Source organism: Streptomyces inusitatus (genome assembly GCF_014651115.1).
Taxonomy (GTDB): Bacteria; Actinomycetota; Actinomycetes; order Streptomycetales; family Streptomycetaceae; genus Streptomyces; species Streptomyces amakusaensis.
The window spans coordinates 313,638-331,304 of sequence record NZ_BMWG01000003.1; the positions used below are offsets into that span (position 1 = coordinate 313,638).

At 68.1% G+C, this 17,667-nt stretch carries 15 protein-coding genes; 10 read left to right on the forward strand and 5 right to left on the reverse strand.

Features of this window, described 5'->3' with window-relative positions:
• Positions 1-181 precede the first annotated feature (181 nt).
• Positions 182-2,764, reverse strand: a complete 2,583-nt coding sequence (locus IE247_RS08880) for a bifunctional FO biosynthesis protein CofGH (RefSeq protein WP_190122403.1) — start codon at positions 2,762-2,764, stop codon at positions 182-184.
• 142 nt (positions 2,765-2,906) lie between these two features.
• On the opposite strand from IE247_RS08880, the gene IE247_RS08885 reads away from it, so the two are divergent.
• Genes IE247_RS08885 through IE247_RS08895 form a run of 3 tightly spaced genes read left to right on the forward strand, consistent with a single transcriptional unit; the run spans position 2,907 to position 8,749 of the window.
• Positions 2,907-3,404: an SseB family protein gene (locus IE247_RS08885; protein WP_190122404.1), complete on the forward strand. Its 498-nt coding sequence runs from the start codon at positions 2,907-2,909 to the stop codon at positions 3,402-3,404.
• Complete coding sequence (locus tag IE247_RS08890) at positions 3,401-4,027, forward strand: hypothetical protein (protein WP_190122405.1); 627 nt, start codon at positions 3,401-3,403, stop codon at positions 4,025-4,027. Before IE247_RS08885 ends, IE247_RS08890 begins: the two co-directional genes overlap by 4 nt.
• Before the next feature lie 30 nt (positions 4,028-4,057).
• Positions 4,058-8,749, forward strand: coding sequence for a putative T7SS-secreted protein (locus IE247_RS08895; RefSeq protein ID WP_190122406.1), 4,692 nt, complete (start codon positions 4,058-4,060; stop codon positions 8,747-8,749).
• A gap of 2 nt (positions 8,750-8,751) precedes the next feature.
• Here IE247_RS08895 and IE247_RS08900 read toward each other — a convergent pair whose 3' ends face one another.
• From IE247_RS08900 to IE247_RS08910, 3 genes are all read right to left on the reverse strand, one after another.
• Positions 8,752-9,747 (reverse strand): DUF6000 family protein, encoded by a 996-nt coding sequence (locus IE247_RS08900; protein ID WP_190122407.1) that lies wholly within the window; start codon positions 9,745-9,747, stop codon positions 8,752-8,754.
• Between the two features lie 187 nt (positions 9,748-9,934).
• Positions 9,935-10,348: a hypothetical protein gene (locus IE247_RS08905; RefSeq protein ID WP_190122408.1), complete on the reverse strand. Its 414-nt coding sequence runs from the start codon at positions 10,346-10,348 to the stop codon at positions 9,935-9,937.
• Between the two features lie 47 nt (positions 10,349-10,395).
• Positions 10,396-10,830, reverse strand: coding sequence for an ATP-binding protein (locus IE247_RS08910; RefSeq protein ID WP_190122409.1), 435 nt, complete (start codon positions 10,828-10,830; stop codon positions 10,396-10,398).
• Between the two features lie 137 nt (positions 10,831-10,967).
• Between IE247_RS08910 and IE247_RS08915 the strand changes: the two genes are divergently transcribed.
• From IE247_RS08915 to IE247_RS08940, 6 genes are all read left to right on the forward strand, one after another.
• Positions 10,968-11,834, forward strand: coding sequence for a helix-turn-helix domain-containing protein (locus IE247_RS08915; RefSeq protein ID WP_190122410.1), 867 nt, complete (start codon positions 10,968-10,970; stop codon positions 11,832-11,834).
• Complete coding sequence (locus IE247_RS08920; RefSeq protein ID WP_190122411.1) at positions 11,831-12,082, forward strand: DUF397 domain-containing protein; 252 nt, start codon at positions 11,831-11,833, stop codon at positions 12,080-12,082. Before IE247_RS08915 ends, IE247_RS08920 begins: the two co-directional genes overlap by 4 nt.
• Positions 12,083-12,174: 92 nt before the next feature.
• Positions 12,175-12,765, forward strand: a complete 591-nt coding sequence (locus IE247_RS08925) for a GNAT family N-acetyltransferase (protein WP_190122412.1) — start codon at positions 12,175-12,177, stop codon at positions 12,763-12,765.
• A 130-nt stretch (positions 12,766-12,895) separates the two neighbouring features.
• A complete protein-coding gene (locus IE247_RS08930; RefSeq protein ID WP_190122413.1) occupies positions 12,896-13,282 on the forward strand; it encodes a VOC family protein in 387 nt (128 codons plus the stop codon).
• A gap of 3 nt (positions 13,283-13,285) precedes the next feature.
• Entirely contained in the window at positions 13,286-13,921 is a 636-nt protein-coding gene (locus IE247_RS08935) for a DJ-1/PfpI family protein (RefSeq protein ID WP_190122414.1), read from the forward strand.
• A gap of 174 nt (positions 13,922-14,095) precedes the next feature.
• On the forward strand, positions 14,096-16,396 hold the full coding sequence (locus tag IE247_RS08940) for an ATP-binding protein (RefSeq protein WP_190122415.1): 2,301 nt from the start codon (positions 14,096-14,098) through the stop codon (positions 16,394-16,396).
• A gap of 53 nt (positions 16,397-16,449) precedes the next feature.
• Here IE247_RS08940 and IE247_RS08945 read toward each other — a convergent pair whose 3' ends face one another.
• The gene (locus IE247_RS08945; protein WP_229868892.1) at positions 16,450-17,052 is read right to left on the reverse strand and encodes a hypothetical protein; all 603 of its coding nucleotides are present in this window, start codon (positions 17,050-17,052) and stop codon (positions 16,450-16,452) included.
• A gap of 340 nt (positions 17,053-17,392) precedes the next feature.
• On the opposite strand from IE247_RS08945, the gene IE247_RS08950 reads away from it, so the two are divergent.
• Positions 17,393-17,611 (forward strand): hypothetical protein, encoded by a 219-nt coding sequence (locus tag IE247_RS08950; protein ID WP_190122416.1) that lies wholly within the window; start codon positions 17,393-17,395, stop codon positions 17,609-17,611.
• Positions 17,612-17,667 lie beyond the last annotated feature (56 nt).

Below are 17,667 nucleotides of genomic sequence, written 5' to 3' on the forward strand. Positions count from 1 at the left end.
GGCGCCCCGGCATACCCCCGTTGTTCTCGCGTCCCACCGATCCGGAGCCGTTGGTTCCATCATGCGGGGCGGCGGGGGCGGAGCGCGTCATACGAGGGTCGCGGCCGGGAGCGACTTTCGTCTTGTGCCCGCTCCTCGCTCCCGGACGTGGCTCTCGGCCGTGGCTCTCGGCCGGGAGGGGTTACTCGGTGACGATCGGGAGCAGCTGGGGAAGGTGCCCGTCGGAGCCGTGGGCGGCGCGCATGCGCTCCTCGGAGACCTCCCCGTAGAGGGTGGTGCGGGCCTTGGCGGGGCGGCCCGCGAGATCGGCGATGGCGATGAGGTCCTTGATGGAGCGGTAGGAGCCGTAGCGCGAGCCGGCCATCCGGGAGATGGTCTCCTCCATCAGCGTGCCGCCGACGTCATTGGCCCCGGAGCGGAGCATCTCGGCCGCGCCCTCCGCGCCCAGCTTCACCCAACTGGTCTGGATGTTGGTGATGTGCGGGTGGAGCAGGATCCGGGCCATCGCGGTGACCGCGCGATTGTCCCGGACCGTCGGCCCGGGGCGGGCGATGCCCGCGAGATAGACGGGGGCGTTGGTATGGATGAAGGGGAGGGTGACGAACTCGGTGAAGCCGCCCGTCTCCTGCTGGATGCGGGCCAGGGTGCGGAGATGGCCGAGCCAGTGCCGGGGCTGGTCGACATGCCCGTACATCATCGTGGAGGAGGAGCGGATGCCCAGCCGGTGCGCGGTGGTGATGACCTCGATCCAGGTGGCGGTGGGCAGCTTGCCCTTGGTGAGGATCCAGCGGACCTCGTCGTCGAGGATCTCGGCCGCCGTGCCGGGCATGGAGTCGAGACCGGCCTCCTTCGCCGCCGTCAGCCACTCCGCGATGGACAGACCGGTGCGCGAGGCCCCGTTGACCACCTCCATCGGCGAGAAGGCGTGCACATGCATGCCCGGTACGCGCGCCTTCACCGCGCGGGCGATGTCGAAGTACGCCGTGCCCGGGAGGTCCGGGTGGATGCCGCCCTGCATGCACACCTCCACCGCGCCGACGTCCCACGCCTGCTCGGCCCGGTCGGCGACCTGGTCGAGGGAGAGGGTGTAGGCGTCGGCGTCGGTGCGCCGCTGGGCGAAGGCGCAGAAGCGGCAGCCGGTGTAGCAGACATTGGTGAAGTTGATGTTCCGGGTGACGACATAGGTGACGTCGTCGCCGACGACCGACCGGCGCAGCTCGTCCGCGATCCGCGTCAGCGCGTCGAGGGCGGGGCCGTCCGCGTGGAGCAGCGCGAGCGCCTCGTCGTCGCTGAGCCGGGTCGGGTCGTCGGCGGCCTGGCTCAGCGCCTGCCGGACATCGGTGTCGATGCGCTGCGGCACCATCCCCGGCACGGCGGCCTCCCGCAGCGCCTCCCAGTCCCCGTACACCGCGTCGAAGTCGTCCCTGCGGTCGTGCGTGCGGCCCTCGGTGTCGATGGTGCGGTGCAGATCGGTGCGCCCGCTCGCGGTGAAGCTCTCATCGGGCTCCTGCCAGGGCAGCCCCACCGGCATCGCGCCCGCGCGGGCGAGCCCCGTCTCCGGGTCGGCGAGCGCCCGCACATGCGGCAGCAGCCTCGGGTCAAGCCACGGCTCGCCCCGCCGCACGAACTCCGGATAGACGCACAGCCGCTCCTCCAGCCGGAACCCGGCGGCGGCCGAGTGCTCCGCCAGCTCGTCGATCCTGGGCCAGGGGCGCTCGGGGTTCACATGGTCCGGAGTGAGCGGCGAGACCCCGCCCCAGTCGTCGATCCCCGCGCCGATCAGCCGCGCGTACTCCGCGTCCACCAGATTCGGCGGGGCCTGGAGACAGGCCGAGGGCCCCATGATGTGCCGCGCCACGGCGACGGTCGCCACCAGCTCGTCCAGCTCCGCGTCCGGCATACCGCGCATCGCCGTGTCCGGCTTCGCCCGGAAATTCTGAAGGATCAGCTCCTGCACACCGTGGTACGAACGCGAGACCCTCCGCAGCGCGAACAGCGAATCCGCCCGCTCCTCATACGTCTCCCCGATCCCGATCAACAGCCCGCTGGTGAACGGCACCGAGCTGCGCCCCGCGTCCTCCAGCACCCTCAGCCGTACGGCCGGCTCCTTGTCGGGCGAGCCGTAGTGCGGGCCGCCGGGCTCGCTCCACAGCCTGGTCGCCGTGGTCTCCAGCATCATCCCCATCGACGGCGCGACCGGCTTCAGCCGCTGGAAGTCCGTCCAGCTCATGACCCCCGGGTTCAGATGCGGCAGCAGCCCCGTCTCCTCCAGGATCCGGATCGACATCGCCCGCACATACGCGATCGTGTCGTCATACCCCTCCGCCTCCAGCCACTCCCTGGCCTCGGGCCATCTGTCCTCCGGCTTGTCCCCCAGCGTGATGAGCGCTTCCTTGCACCCCATCTCCGCCCCGCGCCGCGCGACCTCGATCACCTCGTCCGGCGACATGAACATCCCGTGCCCGGCCCGGCGCAGCTTCCCCGGCACCGTCGCGAACGTGCAGTAATGACACTTGTCCCGGCACAGCTTCGTCAGCGGAATGAACACACTCTTCGAGTACGTGATCACCCCCGCCCGCCCCGCCGCCTCCAGCCCCGCGTCCCGCACCCGCCCCGCCGACCGACACAGATCCTCCAGATCACTCCCCCGCGCCTGCAACAGCACAGCGGCCTCGGTGACATCGAGCGCCACCCCGTCCCTCGCTCGCTTGAGGGCACGGCGCATCGCGTTCTCGGTAGGGCGCACGGGCATCTGATCCGTCATGAATCGAGCATACGAGCTGCCTCCGACACCTGGCGGTCCCCCACCCGGCGACATGGGGCGCGGACGGCGGGAACCGGCCGGGCCTGCGCCAGGTCGCCGCAATGGGCCTTCCCGTGGAACCCCTCGTGCCACGATGGCCGGCATGACGGACAACGGAGGGACCGTGCCGGAGCCGCGACGGCCATCGCGTCTTACGGAGTTCATCGATCCGCCATATGTTCCAGAGCCACCAGCTCCACCAGACCCGCCGGATCTCCGGGAGAACTCCCTCCGAGATCCGGCGGAGCGGGCGCGGCGGGAGTTCGCCGTGGCACTGGGCGAGTTCCGGCGTACGGCGGTGCTTGTGCCGTTCGACCCGTACGACAGCCTGTGGACGGCGGACCAGGGCGGGGTGCGCTGGATCTGTGCTTTCTCGGACGAGGAGGCTCTCGCACGGTTCGCATCGCTCCAGGGGGACGCCCGGCGACAGTGGACGTACCGAACGATTCTCGGTGCGCGGCTGCTGGACGTGATGGTTCCGATGCTGGGAATACCGGCCGGGGTGGCGCTGGACGCGGGCAGCGACGAGGGCATGCTCTTCCCGCCAGTGGCCGGGATCGTGCCCGACGCTTCGGCTGTCGGCCTTGAGGAGGCTCAGTGAGCGGAAGTGGGGATCTGGTCGCGCCGCCGGAAGCACTGGCGCAGATCGCGAAAGGCATCAATGAGGCACACGCGGAGCTGAAGGACCTTGGGATGATCGGCCAGGCCACGGCGGGCCGCGGCTTCTCGGAACTGGCACTGTCCGGGGTGGATCTGGGCCACGAAGGGCTCGCCGATCAGTTCAGGACTTTCTGCACCCGCTGGGAGTTCGGCGTCCGCACGCTGATGCAGAGGGGGAATGGCTTCGCCGAGAAGGTTGGCCTGTCGGCGGGCGCGTATGCCGAGCAGGAACGGTACGTGAAGGACACCATCAAGATTGGTGTCAACTCCGTCAACGGCAATCCGCATCTGAGCGAGGACGAGGTCAAGGCGAAGGGCTGGGACGAGATCCGGTCCCAAACTCCTTACGACGAAGCCGACTACAGCGCGGAGTCCTTCGAGCAGGCGCACCAGGAAGTGAAGCAGACCTGGAAGGACACGACGTACGACGTCCAGGACAGCCTGAACGACGCGTTGGAGGGTTCCGGGGTGCTCGCCCCGGAGGCTCGCGAGGCTATGGACAAGCAGATGCGGGAGAACCTCGATCCTTCCGAAGCCGCAGTCAAGCAGGCACGTGAAGGATAGGCGTCAAAGTTTCCAGCAGCGGGGGTTCGGATGGGGTTGGGCGACAAGTTCAAGGATGTCGGCGGCGCGATCTATGACGGTGTGCGGGATGGGGTCGACAAGGGCAAGGAGATCGTCGGTGAGGGCGTCGACTACGTCACCGACAAGGCCGGGGCTGCCCTGGAGAAGGTGGGGGCCGAGGACTGGGCGGACTCGGTCGAGGACTGGGGGGATTCCACCGCCTCCTCGCTGGGAGCCGATGTCGATGAGCAGCAGCTCGGGCAGACGAACGAGGCCAATGAGCTGATCCACGGAAGCCCGGGGAAGATCGAGGCCTCCGCGAAAAATCTGCGGGACTTCCAGAGGGCGTTCGACGCCGTGGGAGCGGGCATGCGAAAGCTCGACTCGACCAACTGGAAGGGTGAGGGAGCGAACGCCTTCCGGGACAAGTTCTCCGTCCTCCCGACAGACTGGCTACGGGCCGCCGACGCGTTCGAAGCGGCGGCGAAGGCCCTTGAGTCGTTCGCCAAAACGGTGACCTGGGCGCAGAGCCAGGCTCGCGAGGCGATCACTCTCCACAAGAAGGGCACCGAGACCTCCAAAGACGCGGTGGACGCGTACAACAAGCGCGTTGACGCATACAACGCGGCACGGAACGAGCCCAACCCACCTGCGAAACCAGAACCCTTCACCGACCCGGGGAAGGCGGAGCGCGAGCGCGCGAAGCAGATCCTCAAGGAGGCTCGCCGCCAGCGGGACGACGCAGCCGGCTTGGCGAAAGGGGCGATCTCCGGCGCTCTCGCCCACGCGCCGCAGGAGCCCGAGGGCTGGGACCGGCTGAAGATCGATGGGCTCGATCTCGCGATGGCGCAGAGCACCGAGGTCACGCACGTCGTGGGCGGCGTCGTAAAGGGCACCGCGGGCCTGCTCAACTTCGTCCGCAGCGTGAACCCTCTGGACGCGTACAACCTCACCCACCCCGCCGAGTACTACAAGAACGTCAATATGACCCTCGCGGGTCTGGCCTCGACCGCCGCCAACCCCGACCGGGCTCTGAAGAACGCGTGGGACGCGGCGAAGGGAGATCCGAGCGAGTTCCTGGGGCGGCTGATCCCCGAGATCGTCGGAGCCAAGGGCGCGGGTGTGGTCCGCGGGGCGGTGCGAGCGGGGGCGAAGGGACCCGGGGGCACGGTGCCCAACGCCCGAGGAGCGGTGCAGGACCCGGCAAAGCAGTCGCGGACCAAGAACGCGGTCAAGGAAGACGGCACGGACCCGGTGGACTTGGCGACCGGAGTGATGTTCCTGCCACAGACCGACATCGTTCTGCCGGGAGTACTGCCCCTGGTCTTCCGCCGCCGCGCCGCCTCCGACTACCGGGCGGGCCGCTGGTTCGGGCCCACCTGGACCTCCACCGTCGACCAACGCCTGGAGATCGACTCCGAGGGCATAGTCCTCGTCTGTGACGACGGCCTCCTCCTCGCCTATCCACATCCGGCCCCCGGAGTGCCGGTTCTGCCAAGTCACGGTCCGCGCCGACCACTGGACCGAACTCCGGACGGGGACTACACCGTCACCGACCCCGACACCGGGCGCGTCCACCGCTTCACCACTCGCCACGACGACCTCGCCCTCCTCACCCAGATCGAGGACCGCAACGGCAACTGGATCACCTTCGCGTACGACGACGAGACGGATGCCCCCGTCGAGATCGTCCACCACGGCGGCTACCACCTGACCCTCACTACAGAACAGGGCCGGGTGACCGCCCTCCACCTCGCGAACGCCGGGCAGCGCCTACTGGACTACGGATACACCGACGGCCACCTCACCGAGGTCACCAACTCCTCCGGCCTGCCGCTGCGTTTCAGCTACGACGAGCACGGCCGTATCACTTCCTGGACCGACACCAACGACAGCCGCTACGACTACGTCTACGACGACCAGAACCGCTGCGTCGACGAAGGCGGCACCGCTGGACACCTGGCGGTACGCCTGGAGTACGGCTTCGACCGGGCCACCGGTCTGCGGACCACGACCGTGACCGACACCCGGGGTGCGGTCCGCCGCTACCTGGTCAACGCGGCACACCAGATCGTCGCGGAGACTGACGCACTGGGTGCGGTCACCCGTTATGAGCGCGACCGCTACAACCGCCTGCTCTCCCGAACCGATCCCATGGGGCACACCACCCGGTACACGTACGACGACGCCGGGCGGATGACCGGGGTGATACGACCGGACGGCCGACAGCTGTCCGCCGAGTACAACGAACTGGGGCTCCCTGTCAGGGTGCGCAGCGCCAGTGGGATGCTCACCCGTCAGACATACGACAGCCGGGGCAACCGCACCGCCATCACCGATCCGTCCGGCGCGACGAGGACCTTCACGTACGACGCATCAGGCCACCTCAGCGGGGTGACCGACCCTCTCGGTCACTTCACCCTGCTCCGCTGCGACCGGGCCGGCCTGCCCATCGAAGTCATCGACCCGCTGGGGGCGGTCACCCGGCATGAGCGGGACGCATTCGGCCGCCCCGTCGCGATCACCGACCCTCTCGGCTCGGTCACCCGTATGGAGTGGACACCCGAGGGCCGCATAGCCCGCCGCACCGCGGCGGACGGTACTGAACAGTCATGGGTCTATGACGGCGAGGGCAACTGCGTCAGCAGCACCGACGCCACGGGTGCGGTGACCCGCTTCGAGTACACCCACTTCGACCTCCTGGCCGCCCGCACCGGGCCCGACCAAGTCCGCTACACCTTCGAACACGACGCGGAGTTGCGTCTCACTCAGGTCACCAACCCACAGGGTCTGACCTGGACCTACACCTACGACCCAGCGGGTCGCCTCACCGCAGAGACCGACTTCGACGGCCGCACCCTCACCTACGCCCATGACCCGGCCGGCCGCCTCATCGCCCGCACCGACGCGCTCGGCCAGACCATCCGCTATGAGCGAGATGCTCTGGACCGCATCACCACAAAGGATGCGGACGGCGCGATCAGCACCTTCTCCTATGACATTTTCGACCAACTCGCCGAAGCCACCGGCTCGGACACAGCCCTCACCCGCCTTCGGGACCGGTACGGCCGTCTGATCTCAGAGACCGTCAACGGTCGTACCCTCACCTACGGCTACGACGTCCTCGGCCGACGTGTCTCCCGTACGACTCCGTCAGGTGTGGTCAGCACCTGGGCCTTCGACCCGGCAGGGCGGCGCACCGCTCTCACCGCCTCCGGGCGCACTCTCACTTTCGAACGTGACGCAGCCGGTCGCGAAATCGCCCGCCACATCGGTGACACCCTCACCCTCGCCTCGGCCTTCGACCCCCTGGGCCGTCTCACCGACCAACACCTGACCACCGCCGGCGGCCGCAGCCTTCAGCGCCGGGGTTACACCTACCGCGCCGACGGCCACCTCACCGGCCTGACCGATCAGCTCACCGGCACCCAGACCTTCGATCTGGACACCACAGGCCGTGTCACCGCCGTGCACGCCGCCGGCTGGACCGAGACCTACGCCTATGACGAGGCAGGCAACCAGACCGACGCTTCCTGGCCAATCTCCCATCCCGGGCAAGAAGCAACCGGCCCCCGCGTCTACACCGGCACCACTCTCACTCGCGCCGGAGCCGTGCGCTACCAGTACGACGCCCTCGGCCGCGCCATCATCCGCCGCAAGCCCCGTCTCTCCCGTAAACCCGACACGTGGCATTACACCTGGGACGCCGAGAACCTCACCGCCGTCATTCCTCCCGACGGAACCCAGTGGCGTTACCACTACGACCCCCTCGGCCGCCGCACCGCCAAACAGCACCTCGCCGCCGACGGCCACACCATCCTCGAACAGACCACCTTCACCTGGGACGGTGCCACCCTCTGCGAACAGACCACGACATCGGGCACGCTGCCCAACCCTGTCACCCTCACCTGGGACCATGACGGCCTGCGCCCCCTTGCCCAGACTGAGCGCATAACAGCCGCCGCCGATCCTCAGCAGACGATCGACGAACGTTTCTTTGTAATCGTCACCGATCTCATCGGAACCCCGACAGAGTTGCTCACCGAAGCAGGCGAGTCGGCTTGGCGAAACCAGGCATCACTCTGGGGAATCACAACGTGGAATGTGAATGCGGCAGCATATACACCAATACGATTTCCAGGGCAATATGCCGATCCTGAAACGGGGCTTCATTACAACGTTCATCGTTACTACGACCCAGAGAGTGCGCGATATCTATCGCCCGACCCACTCCGACTTGCACCTGCACCGAACCCATCCACGTATGTGCATAATCCACATGTCGTATCCGATCCGCTGGGCCTCTCACCCTGCCCGAACGGAGGAAGCTGGGACCCTGATGAAGCACCGTACATCTATCGCGGAATAAGTTTTTCCGATGGATCGGCCCCGCAGCATTGGCAGACCATGTACCAGAATGCACTGTCAGGGCGAGCCGAACCTCTTGGCGGCCACTCGGACGTCCAGCGGCATGTAGGAGGCGACGAGGGGACGTGGAGTGTATTCACATCCTGGACAACAGATTTGGAGGACGTCGCACGAGAGTCGAGCCAATACGGAAATGGCCCCGGTGTCGTTCTGCGCATACCCAACGGAGATGGCACTGGGTACTCTCGGGTTCCGGGCGTCTCATACCCTTACGACGAGTCCGAAGTCACTCTCCTGGGTACCGTCCAGGGCGCCGAAATAAGCATCGCGGGGGGCCCTTGGCATCGACCGTGACCCTACCGATCAAGCCGCCCAGAAATCAGGAACTGCCAGACAGCTTCAATGTCCGAGAACATCTCGAAGGAAGGAATCCCGGCACCAATATTACTACCCATTCGAACTACAACCCAGTCGGCTTTTCCTGGACTTGTATTAAAGAGCACCTCACCAGTCACAGGATTGACCGCGACCGACAGTGGCACACTGCTGAACGGATCGCCGACTCGGCCGGTTCCAAACGACTGGAGCAGCATGTCCGTACGGACCCGTTCCGACTCCTGCTGCATGATCTCCCAGTTCTGCGGGAGCGCGTGAGAGCGCCACCCACGAAAGAGGGAAGCAATTGAATCGGGCTCGCATCTCGAAGGTTCGCGATTCAAACTTCCATATCGTTCCGAGAATTCACAAAGAAATGAAATAAGCCGCACTTCGTCAGGATCTCCGCCTGAGCCGGGCAAGCCATCCTCTCCCAAGAATTCTTGAGCATATGAAGTCCGCAGCCTGGAGTCAATAAAGAGAAGCCCACCAAGGGCCCATGATTTCGCATGCCCCCCGGCCCCGGGAGAAGGAGAAGACCTCAGGAAAGCCGAAAGAACAGCCGCGTCTTCATGCTCACCAAATCGACTCAGCGCGAAACAGTACCCCTTGGCCTTCTCGGGGCTTTCATTGAGAAAAAGCAGCTCCCCCACGATGTCGCGAAAATTTGTTCGCAAATCGATCCCTGCCAACCAGGAGCCAATAAGACTTGCCCGCCAGTCCGCCTTCAACAGAGCGATGATCTCCCTGTCCGTGCATTCTGAGGCAGCCTTCGCAAGCGATGCTCCAAATTCCCTCTGCCCAGCCTCGCTCATGTGTCTAATATTCCACCCTCGGAGCTTCATGTACCTCCTGTCCGGCAGCACATAGCGTCGAACAGCGGCGAGGATTTCGGGGTCGTCGTTGGGCATCAACACACGGTCATTCTGACGGACCTGAAGCGCGATGGCCACCACCTCGCCAGTTCCGATAGCCATCGGAGCAGTTATGCAGGAAAACCGGCCACGCATGTCCCCTTCGCCGCCGCCAGGACCCGTACGGGGGCGATGGTCGTGGGCACGCCTTCCTCGTCCGTCTCGCGGCCCGGGCCGAGGCGCTTCGTCTTCCGGAAGGGCTTCATGGCCGGTATGTGTCCGGGATCGGCCGGATTCTTAGGCGCTGCCGTCAGGCGACGCTTGCCCGGCGCTGCCTGCTCTCCGCCATCACCTTGACCACCGAGGAGACGGCGACCGTCGCGGCGATGCTCGCTGCCAGGACGATCGCCACGCCGATCGCGAAGAGCCCGCTGGTGTCGTCCGCCTGCCAGTCGTAGTAGGACGCGGCGGTCAGACCGATGGGGATGCCGACCACAGCGCCGATGTGGTAACGCCGGGTCGCCGCCCAGCACAGCGGCAGCAGCAGGGTCAGCACTAGGCCGATCACCTGCCATGCCTCGTACGGGCCGGTCGAGGAGCCGTCGGGAGCCTCGTCGCGGACCTGGTCCCAGCCGAGCCAGGAGGCCCATACGGCCGCCGTGGCCGCGATGACCGCCAGGGTGATCAGCAGGTGGAAGCCGAAAGTCGTCAGTCGCTGTCGCATGACTCAAGCGTCACGGCTCGCCGGACGGTCGAACAGAGTGCGCATACTCAGTTCTGCCCGAGTACCTGGGCCAGGCCGATGTCCGCCCAGACCGTCTTCCCCACGACTCTCTCCTTGGTTCCCCAGGAGGACGCCAGCACCTCGATCAGAAACAGCCCCCGCCCCGACTCGGCGTCGACCCCCGGATTCCGGGGCACCGGGGCACACTCGGCGCGCGCGTCCGAGACCTCGATGCGCAGGGTGTCGGCGGTACGGGACAGCCGCAGTTCGAACTCCCGCCCCGGGACCTTCGCGTGCGTCACCGCGTTCGCCGCGAGTTCCGCGACGATCTGCGCCGCCGCGTCGGACGGCCCGGTGCCGACAGCGATACCCCAGCCGTCGAGGGCGTGCACGGCGAGCAGTCGCGCCAACTGGGCACATTTGCGGGTGGCGGGGAAGCGCTGGGTGAATTCAACCGTGTGAGTGGGGGTTTGGGGATTCATGTCACAGAGCGTGGCCCCATCCGCATACTGCTGAACAGCAGTGACGCACGACGCTGGGTAGCGGTACGGGTGCGTGCGGTGCGCTGTACGGGATCCCGGCCGTGCCCATCGGGCACGCACACGAAGGCGGTACGGACATGGCAGACGCAGAGCACGAGCGGCGGCCCGAACTCCCGATCGAGCTGGACGGGACGGCTCTCCTCTTCAACACCCTGCGCCTACAGGTGCGGATCCTCCGCACCCTCGCCGGCATGAGCCAGAAGGACCTGGGCAAGGCGCTCAACTACAGCGAGGACCTCGTCTCCTCCGTCGAGCGGGGGGTACGTCCCACCCAGGCGGAGTTCCTCAACCGGGCCGACGTGGTCCTCAACGCGGGCGGGTTGCTCAAGGCAGCGGTGGACGACGTGGAGAAGGCGCTGGCGCAGGCGCGGAAGCGGCACCCGGACTGGTTCAGGGACTTCGCCGACGCGGAGGCGCAGGCGGTTGCGCTGCATGACTACAGCGTGCAGGCGATTCCAGGGCTGCTCCAGACCGAGGAGTACGCTCGGGCCAATTTCTTGCACTGGCGTCCGCTACTGAGCGAGCAGACCATGGAGAAGCGGGTCGCCGACCGAATGGCCCGCCAGGTGATCCTGGAGAAGTGGCCCGCCCCCACCTTCACCTTCCTCCTGGAAGAGGCACTGCTACTGCGGCCCACCGGCGGAAAAGCTGTTCATAAGAAGCAGCTACGGAAGCTGCTGGAAGCAGGACAGAAGCGCAATATCGAGATCCAGGTAATGCCAATCAGCTGCCCGGACCACCCTTCCCTGGATGGCTCGTTCACCCTGCTGACTCCCAAGGGTCGAAAGCAGGTGGCCTATATCGAAACACAGGGCTACCCCAAGCTGATCACCGACCAGGAAGAGGTGCGTGTCTTCAGCGAGCGCTATGGGATTATGCGATCGCGGGCCCTCCGCACCGACGAATCCCTGTCCCTCATCGAGAAGTTGCTGGGAGCACAATGAACGGCGAGCACCTCCACTGGGTCAAGAGCAGCTACAGCAGCGGCTCCGGCGGCAACTGCCTCGAAGTCGCTCTCACCTGGGAGAAGTCCAGCTACAGCGGTGGCTCCGGCGGCGCATGCGTCGAGGTCGCCACCTGCCCCACCCTCATCCACGTACGCGACTCCAAGCAGCCCACCGAGGGCCACCTCACCCTCCCCGCCCCCACCTGGTCCGCCTTCCTCACGTACGCGCGCACCCACACCGTCTGACCCCTCCCACCGCCACCCCACCATCGATCGAGTCCCGGGGTGGCGGACCAAATCCCTTTGCCTGCCGGGACGGCCGCGCGCGATCCTCTGACATGGACCTTCCCCAGCGGGTCATCGAACTCGACGACCTGACACTGCGCCCTTTCCGCCCCGAGACGGACCTCCCGGAACTCTTCCAGGTCATCGAAGAGTCCCTGGAACACCTGCGCCCCTGGATGCCCTGGGTCGCCGAACACAGCCTGGCCAAGACCACCGACTTCCTGGCGGGCCGCGCCGCGCTCTGGGAGAGCGGCGAAGAGTTCACCTACGCGATCGTGCTGAACGGGGCCATCGTCGGCGTCTGCGCACTGCTCCGGCGCGAGGACACCCCGGCCGACGTGCGGGAGATCGGCTACTGGCTCCACCCCGCCGCCACCGGCCGCGGCCTTGCCACCCGTGCCGCCCGCGCCCTGGTCGAACAGGGCTTCCGGCTCCCCGGCATCGACTGCGTCGAGATCGTCCACGACCCCGCCAACCTCCCCAGCGGCGCCGTCCCCACCCGCCTCGGCTTCACCGAACACCTCCGCCGCCCCGCCGAACGCCTCGCCCCGGCCGAGACCGGCGAGGAGCAGATCTGGCGGCTGTCCCGCCGCGTGGAAGCGGCGGATCAGCTCAGCAGCGAGAGAGCGTCCCATGGGACGTGATGGGGCGGCCTGAAGGACTCCGGCCGCAGGATCGGCCCCGTACAGCCGCGGCCACAGACCGCGCCCCTCCTCCTCCCCATGGCGTCAGCGCAGAAAAGGGCGCCGACATCGCCTGCGTACACTGCCGGGCATGGCATGCCGCATCAGTGAACTGGTCATCGACTGTGCCGATCCCGACCTGCTCGCCGCTTTCTGGAGCGAGGTTCTCGGGTACGTCGAACTCGGCCGGGACGAGGACGGAAGCATCGAGATCGGGCCGCCAGGGGTGGGGTTCGGCGGTCCGCTGCCCACGCTGGTGCTGAGTCCCAGCAGCGATCCCAGGCCGCCCGGGAAGCTCCGGCTGCACATCGATGTCAGCGCGACCGACCGCGCCCAGGACGCCGAGCTGGAGCGGCTGCTCGCGCTGGGGGCCAGGGCCGCCGACATCGGGCAGACGGGCGCGGAGAGCTGGCGGGTTCTGCTGGACCCCGAGGGAAATGAATTCTGTCTTCTGCGGAACCGGATCGAGAGGGTTTGACCCATGGACATCGTGATACCGCTCTTCGACCGGTTCGAGCCGCTCGACGCGATCGGACCGTACGAGATTCTCGGGTACGTGCCCGGTGCCACCGTGCGGTTCGTGACGGCCGAACCCGGTCTGGTGCAGGACGTATTGGGCTCCCTGCCGGTGCAGGTGCCGACGCGGTACTCCGAGGTGGAGCGCTGTGACGTTCTGCTGATCCCGGGCGGGGGCAGCTTCCTGACCATGGTGGACGATCCCGATTTCCTCGGCTGGGTGCGCCGGATGCATACGGGGACGCGGTTCACCACCTCGGTCTGCACCGGTTCGCTGGTGCTCGGGGCGGCCGGGGTGCTGGAGGGGCTGACCGCCACGACTCACTGGGACGCGGCCGCGGATCTGGAGTCGTACGGCGCGGTCTACACGTCCGAGCGGGTGGTCCGGCAGGACCGGGTGATCACCTCGGCCGGGGTCTCCTCCGGGATCGACATGGCGATTCAGCTCACGGCCCTGCTCACGGACGAGCCGACGGCCCAGGCGATCCAGCTCTACACGGAGTACGACCCGCAGCCCCCGTTCGACACCGGATCGGTGGCGAAGGCCCCGGCCGAGATCGTCGAATTGGCCCTGGCTCTGGGCCGGGCCGCCACCGCCTGATCTCGCCGACGGGTCCGTCCGACGGCGTGTTCCAGTACCGGGACACGGTCGTCACCAGGCACAATGTCCGTCACACGGACGAGCGCGGGTCCCGGCACAAGCACGCTGTGGTGCATGCCACTTGCGCCGGATCAACGCACCCTCTCCGGGGGCGGACAGCAGGGGAGCCCGAACATGACCCGCCCGATACCCGGGGAGTTCGGGCAGCGTCTGCGCGCCCTGCGTGCTGGTGCCGGGCTGAGTCAGGAGCAGCTCGCCCACAGCGCGGGGCTGAGCGTGCGGGCGCTGGCGAACTTGGAGCGCGGCCGGACCACAGGGCCGCAGCGCCACACTGTTCAGGCCCTGTCCCGTGCGCTGGGGCTGGACGCCGACGAGACCCGGTCGCTGGAGGCGGCGGCCGTACCCGGGCGGGCACGGCGCGGACCGGGGACGGCCGGGGGACCGACCCCGCCGGGGATTCTCTCGCTGCCGCGGGACGCGGGCGACTTCACCGCACGCGGCGCCGCGCTCACCGCCCTGGAGAAGCTGGCCGACGGTGCGGAGCCCGGCCGGCCCGCCGTGGTCGTGGTCGCGGGCGCGCCCGGTCTCGGGAAGACGGCGTTCGCGGTCCACGCGGCCCACCGCCTCGCCGCCCGCTTCCCCGACGGGCAGCTGTATCTGGACCTGCGCGCCATGGACCCCGAGCCCGTCCGGCCGGGCGACGCGCTGGCCCGGCTGCTGGCCGCTCTCGGCGTCGCAGCCCAGACCGTGCCCCAGGCGCTGGAGGACAGGGCCGGGCTCCTCCGCTCCCTCACCGCTGCCCGCCGTCTGCTGCTGATCCTCGACAACGCGGCCGACGAGGAGCAGATACGCCCTCTCCTCCCCGGCTCCGGCACCTGTCTCACCATCGTCACCAGCCGCAACTGCCTCAGCGGGCTCGAAGCCGTCCACCGCGTCGAACTGCCCCTGCTGCGCCGTGAGGAAGCCGTCGAACTGCTCACCAGGATCGTCGGCCCGGAGCGGATCACCCGTGAGACGCAGGCCGCACGCGACCTCGCGGACTCGTGCGGCCGGCTGCCGCTGGCCCTGCGGATCGCCGGGCAGCGCCTCGCCGCCCGGCCAGGGGAATCCCTCGCCAAACTCGCGGCCCTCCTCGACCGCGAGCATCGCCGGCTCGATCTGCTCCAGACCGGCGACCGCCAGGTCCGGTCCGCTTTCGCGCTCTCCTACCGGCAGCTCGACGAGGTCTCCCGCCTCCTCTGGCGACGCTGCGCGCTCGCCGCGGGCCCGGACGTGAGCCCCGAGACCGCCGGGCTCCTCGCAGGCATCCCGCTGCGGGACGCCCAACTCCGCCTGGAACGGCTCTGTGACCGGGGGCTGCTCCACGCGGACCCCGCGGCCGAGCGCTATCGCTTCCACGACCTGCTGAGGCTCTTCGCCGCCGAGCAGGCGTCCGCCGAGGACGATCCGCCGAGCCGGGACGCGGCCCTGGACCGGACCGCCCGCTGGATGCTCGACCGTGCCACCGCGGCGGCCCTCCACTTCGACGCCGAACCCCACAACGGCCCGTCCGGCGACCCCGACCCGGCCACCGCCCCCATCGGCCGCGACCCGGCCCGCGCCTGGCTCGAAGCCGAGCGGGCGCAGTGGCTCGCCGCCCTGCACCACGCCCGTACCACCGGCCGGCACCGGCAGGCCGTCGACGCCGCCCGTGCCATGTACTGGTTCTCCGACCTCACCCAGCACTGGCCCCAGTGGGTCGACGTCTTCCGGTGCGCCGCCGACGCCGCCCGTGCCCTCGGCAGCGGACACGAGGAGGCCACCCACCTCAACAACCTCGCCTGGGCCCACAACCGGTGCGCCCACGATCCCCGCGCCGCCCTCGGAGCCGCCGACGCCGCACTCTCCCTCGCCCGCGCCTGCCAGGACCAGCTTCAGACCGGCTGGGCCCTGGGGCACGGAGCCGGTGCGCTGCGCCGTCTCGGGCGGATGGACGAGGCGATCGCCCGGCTCCGCGCATCAGCCGCCTGTCACCACGACAACCCCACCCCCCAAGGCAGGCTCGCCGAACTGACCTCCCTCAACACCCTCGGTGAAGCCCTGCTCCAGCACGGCCGCCCCGATCGGGCTCTTGAAGCCCACCTCCACAGCCTGGAGATCCACAACAAGGGAATCCCCGGCCAGACACCCCATCTCCTCGCCATCTACCACGGCGTCATCCTGCAACACCTCGGCAACGACTACGCGGCCCTCGAACGATGGCAGGAAGCCGAAGCCGCCCTGCGTACGTCCTGGGACATCCTCGAAGAGCTGGACATACCGGCGTGGCTCGGACCCACCCAGCTCGAACTAGGGCGCGTCCTGCGCCATCTCGACCGCCCCGACGAGGCCCGCACGGCGCTGACCACCGCCCTGCACACCCTCACCGCCCACCACCACCCCCGCCGAGCCGAGGCCGCCGCCGAACTGCGCACCCTCGACAGCGCCCACCGCTGAGCCGGCGGGGGTGGCCCGCGGGCATGAGCCTCCGGGGCTCAGGCCCTATCGCCTCACGTCAGTCCCAGGGAACTGGCCCGATCGTTCATGGCGTGGCCGACGTACGGAGTGCTGGAGGTGTAGAGCTGGCGTGCACCCTGGAAGTAGGGGTCCGAGAACAGTTCGACGTGGCAGCTGTTCGCGGGGATCAGAGAGCTGACGCTGTCGTTCCACGTGCCTCCGAGCTTCTCGATCTCGCCGTCCCACTTCCCGTCGTTCTTGCACCACCTGGGGCCCCAGACCGTGAGGGAGGACCCTTCGTAGTGGGCGTGCTCGTACAGCACGACGCGCACGACACCGCTCGCCGCACGGGAGTGGGCGCCCGCGGTGCCCGCGCGGGCCGGCTCCCGGGAAGGCGCGTTCAGCTTCGCCAGGAACCGCTTGTCCTTGCCGGCCTTCTCCGGCGCGGGCGCGTCCGTGATCCGACCGCCGGTGGCAGCGGCGACACTCTCGCGGAAAGTGTCGTAGCAGGTGACGCTGCCGGTTTCGGCATTCATGGCGCAGTGGGAATCCGGCTTGGTCTCCGGCGCCTGGGCCGCGGCGGCGGGGGACGGCACCAGCAGGACGCTCGCGCACGCGGCGGCCATCAGCCCGGTCACACCTTTTCCGACTCTCACGTTCTTCCTCATCTCCAGCGAAGGGCGGGCGCTCAACCAGCCGCACCAGTAGCCCCGTTCATCCCCCGTCGGGGGGCTTCATCGCCCATCCCAACAGCCGGGCCACAGCCGTCACCAGGCACAACGACCGGCACAAGTACGGTGCGCGGTACTTGTGCCGGACCAGCGCGCCCCCTCCTCCGAGTCCGGACAGCGGCGGCTCCGCGTACTCCTCGTGGCTGATAAGTGGCCCCTTAGTTGCCCCTGTTGCCCCCTGAGTCATTTCTTGCACATAGTCACCTTCCGGAACACGTCGTTACGTTTGCTCCGGCAATCACCCCTCCCGAAATGGAGCCAATTGATGCGACGTCGTCTGCTTTCCCTCGCGGTGCTCGGATCCGCCCTCACCATGGGCTTCGCCGGTACCGCCTCGGCCGCCGCCCCCGCCGCCGCCGCTGTTCCCGCCATTCGCTACGTCAGCCCCCAGGGCTGCATCGACGGAGGCGGCAAGATCACCTTCCACTACATCTTCCTGGGTTGCAGTGGCGGCACGTACGACGGCTACCGCATCGGTGGCTGATCGGCAGCGGTGAGCCGAACGGCCGGGGAGCGCTCTTATTGGGGTAGGTCGCTCCC